The sequence below is a fragment of the Neisseria sicca VK64 genome (assembly GCF_000260655.1).
Classification (GTDB): Bacteria; Pseudomonadota; Gammaproteobacteria; order Burkholderiales; family Neisseriaceae; genus Neisseria; species Neisseria sicca_B.
Window position 1 is genome coordinate 1 of record NZ_AJMT01000049.1, and the last position, 4,044, is coordinate 4,044.

Sequence of the window (4,044 nt, forward strand, 5' to 3'; positions counted from 1 at the left end):
CATGGCTTGTGCGGTTTGCCGGAAGAAGGTGCTCATGAGAAATCCCCTAAGTGTCTTGGTGGGAATTTAGGGGATTTTGGGGAATTTTGCAAAGGTCTCGGCAGAAAAATATCCCGTCGGATACGGTTATCCCAACCTACACCGACAACCAAAAATCGTCTGAAACCTACCGTAGCGTGGGCTTCGCCCACGAACCCCACAAATACAAAAAGGTCGTCTGAAACCCAACTTTCAGACGACCTTCTTTCTAATCCCATCTACTTCATCGCAGCCTTCAACGCAAACGCTGCCAGCAGTGCGCCGAAGCGGTACTTGCGCGGAATGGCGAGTCCTGCCGTTTTATACAGCAGGCTTGTCTGCGTCAGCTCGTTGCCCAAATCCAGCAGCTTCATCAGCGTGTCCGACTTGCGCTCTTCCTGTTCCTTCAACTTGCGCTGTTTCAAATACGATGCCTCAATCCTCAGGCGGACGAGTTTGGCTTCCAGTTGCAGCAGTTCGCGTGCTTCATCGCGTTCCGTTTTATTCATCGTCCCCTCCTTCCTGCATATCTTGACCGCGCAGGCAGGCGATGTCTGCCCGGATGTCCTGCAAGGTTGCCGCGATTTGGTTGTTTTGGCTGCGCCAGTCTTTTGCGACTTTGCCGAACAAAATTGCAATGACGATCAAGCTGACGGCAGTTATCCCGAAAAATACCCATATCGCCGCGGTATCCGACAACGCGCGGTTTAGTCCAAAAAGCAGACTGATGAATGCAATCAGCAGCAAGATGCCCGATACGACCAGCCATATGATGATGCGGAACACGTTTTCCGCCTGCTCCGCCAAATCCAGATTCAAAATCTGCAACCGCAGCAAAAGCAAATCGATACCTTGATTCAGCAGAGTTTTCGTATGTTCGATATTTTGTCTGATACCCATATTCCGATTTCCCTGATTGCTCCGAAACGGATAATCCGAAGGCTTTGGGGTCGTCTGAAACCTTTGCCGCCCCTCATAAGCAAACGCCGCCGGAACAAGATTTTGGGAAATCGTGTCCGGACGGCATTCCTGTTTGGCCGATTATCGGCGGTTCAGCAAGACGCCAACGACCAAGCCTGCCAGTGCGGCAAAGCCCATTGCGTAATAAGGTTTGTCGTGTACGGCTGCATCGGCTTGGCGTGCGCCTCGTTTGATACGGTCGCCCGCTTCTTCTCCAAACTCGGCAAAGCGTTTTTTGCCTTCTTTGAAACGCTCTTCTGCCAATTCTTCAAATTCGTCGTATTTTTCGCGCGCGCGGTCGGCATGATGTCTGATGCGCTCGCCTGCTTCGTCTTCAAAACGATACAAACGCTCTTTGGCAGCTTCGAGTTTTTCCTGCAATTTGGCTTTGGCTTTTTTACCTTCTTCCGAACCGGCTTCCACGCCTTTGGTGTACAGCTCTTCGACATCGTTCATTACATCTTGAATGTCTTTCAACAAAGCTTCTTTGCGGGATTCAAAATCATGTTTTTTCATTACCTTCTCCTTGATGTCCTTACCGTTGAAATAACAGATTGTTCATCTGTTAATCGATTATAACCCCTTTACACTTCTGCTCAAGTCAATTCGGCTAAAGGTGGTTTGAAAACATGTAAAGATTGACGCGGGAGATAAAAAGGTCATCTGAAAACTTTCAGACGACCTTTGGGCCTCTTTAAAACTTTTCCGTCATGCAAACTGCTTCTTGGCGGAAGAGTTCCGTGCAAACAGCCTACCACTTAATTTTCAAGGCAACAGAGGCATTGCGCGGCTTGCCGTAGAAATTGCTGCGGGAATTGGTGTAATAGCGTTTATTGGTCAGGTTGCCGACGTTGACCGCCAGTGCGGCGTGTTTGTTGATTTTATAGCGCGCCATGACGTTCCATATCGAGTAGGAAGGCTGCCACAGGGCTTTGGGTTTGTCGGAAACGTAATATTGCCCGTTGGAAAGACCATGCCCCCAAGGTTTGGGCTTGGTGCCGCTAACCCAACGCATCCCCACCCCCATCGTCAGCTTGGGCGTAAAGTCGTAGCTGGTGAAGAATTTGAAGGTTTTATCCGGCGCGGTATAGGTGCCGCCGTACTCCAGATTCATGTCGTCCCCCAAGTCGTTGGAGGAGTTGGGCGCGTCGTAAGGTTTGTCTATCTTCAGTTTGACAAAGCCTGCCTGCATCCGCCATTTCGGGGTAATCTGTCCGGCAAGATTGATGTCGAACCCCCTGCTGGTATAGCCCTTGCCTGTGCCGTATTCCCAATCGCCTTGGAAGCACCACGGTTCGTTGCCGTTTTCCCCACCGTATTTCCATTCGTAACAGCGCGAGCCTGTAGGTTCGAGCGTGGGGTAATTTTTCTGGGTCATGGTGAAGTAAGACAGGGCAAAATTCAGCTTGTCGTTCCACAAGCCGCCTTTAATGCCGACTTCTTTGGAATTGCCGGTAATCGGCGGCAGCCATCCGCCGCCCTCGCCATAGGCCGGCCTGTTCCTTAAGACATTGTTGGTTTTCAGGATGCCGGTATAGCTGGCGTAGGCATTGATGGTCGGCGTCAGTTCTACAATCACGCCGCCGTACGGGACGAATTTGCGCACTGTATCGTGATACATACTGCTTTTATTGTGATCGGGGGCGTACCCTTCGTCGGGCATTTCAACCGTATCGTCCGTTATCACGTTGTTTTTGTTTTTGTAAAACGACCATTTCCCGCCCCCTTTGTCCCGCCATGTCAGCCAACGCCCGCCTACCACCGCCGTCAGCCACCTGGCCGGTTTGAGCTTCAGGGCAAAATAGGGGCCGTATTGCTCCGAAGCCAAATGATCGCGGGAAATCAACCCGTCCGGTCCCAATTTTTTCTCCCAAGCTCGGTTGTACCCCAACATGGGATAGCTGCCGTTATTCCAGTAATCAAGCGGAATCGCCTGCCATAAATAGAAATTACGGTCTATCGGTTCTCCCGTCATGGCCGCAATACCTGTAGGCTTGGCATCATCGACATTCAATTCACCGCTGCTGCTGAAATTATAATCGTCCCTCGTCTGGGTATGGCGGATGCCGCTAAAACCGACAATAAACTGCTGGTCCTGGTCAAAAAGTTTGAAACGGCTGTCCAAATGGATATCGAACGCCTTGTCGTCGTATTTGTCGCGTTCACGGCCGAAATCGTAAGTTGCCGCGTTAAATTGCGGCGCGTAGCCGTTTACCCCCATATCGCCGTAACGCAAGTCGCTTTTGGTGCGGCTGCGGGTATAGGCAGTTTGCAGCTTGATATGGTCGTTGAAATGATGTTTGTATTCGGCAAACATATTGTCACTGGTGGCTTTGTTAAACGCCCATTCCGCCCCGTTGTTGAAACTCGGGGGAACGTCGCGGGCATCTATCCAATGTGTCGGGGAATCCCCCAACTCGAAATCATAATCCTGGGTAACTTTCGAATAACGCATCAACCCCTTGGTCGGCGCACCGGTGATGTTGCGGTGCTGACGGCTGAAGCCCAGCGTAAAGCTGTCTTTGTCGGTTGGCGTCCAATCGAATACGGTGTAGAAGGCATGGGATTTGCGTTTGATTCTGTCCATAAAGCTGTCGCCGTCCTCCCATGTTCCGACGACGCGGCCACGCAGGGTTTGGGATTTGTTCAACGCGCCGCCGTAATCGAATTCGACACGTTTGTTGTTCCAAGAACCGTATTTCAGGTTCAATTCCCCCGATTTTTTCGCCATCGGGCGTTTGCGCACGAAATTGACGCTTGCCGCCGGATCACCCACTCCGGTGCTCAGCCCGTTCGAACCGCGGATGATTTCCACCCTGTCGTAAAGATAGCTGTCCTGTGCGGCAATAAAGCGCGGCCCGCCGAGCAGGTATTTATTGGCCAGCACACCGTCAAGCTGGTAATTATCGACGGGGAAGCCGCGCGAATAATACTGGGCTTCGCCCATGCCGGTAACGGAGTCCTGCAAGACGGTAATACCCGGCGTTTCTTCCAGCACCTGATCAAGGTTCTGCAAATTCTGATCCTGCATCTGCTGCTGGGTGAAAACGGTTACACTTTGCGGGG

The 4,044-nt window shown here is 51.6% G+C and carries 4 protein-coding genes; all 4 read right to left on the reverse strand.

What is annotated here, in order from left to right; all coding sequences use genetic code 11:
- Positions 1-257: 257 nt before the first annotated feature.
- Entirely contained in the window at positions 258-527 is a 270-nt protein-coding gene (locus tag HMPREF1051_RS03105; RefSeq protein WP_003755528.1) for a hypothetical protein, read from the reverse strand.
- Entirely contained in the window at positions 520-918 is a 399-nt protein-coding gene (locus HMPREF1051_RS03110) for a phage holin family protein (RefSeq protein WP_003764331.1), read from the reverse strand. The genes HMPREF1051_RS03105 and HMPREF1051_RS03110 overlap by 8 nt, the downstream gene beginning before the upstream one ends.
- A 141-nt stretch (positions 919-1,059) precedes the next feature.
- Complete coding sequence (locus HMPREF1051_RS03115) at positions 1,060-1,494, reverse strand: DUF883 family protein (protein ID WP_003764337.1); 435 nt, start codon at positions 1,492-1,494, stop codon at positions 1,060-1,062.
- Between the two features lie 235 nt (positions 1,495-1,729).
- Positions 1,730-4,044 (reverse strand): TonB-dependent siderophore receptor (locus HMPREF1051_RS03120; RefSeq protein ID WP_036491540.1); only part of this gene is annotated, 2,315 nt, incomplete at its 5' end.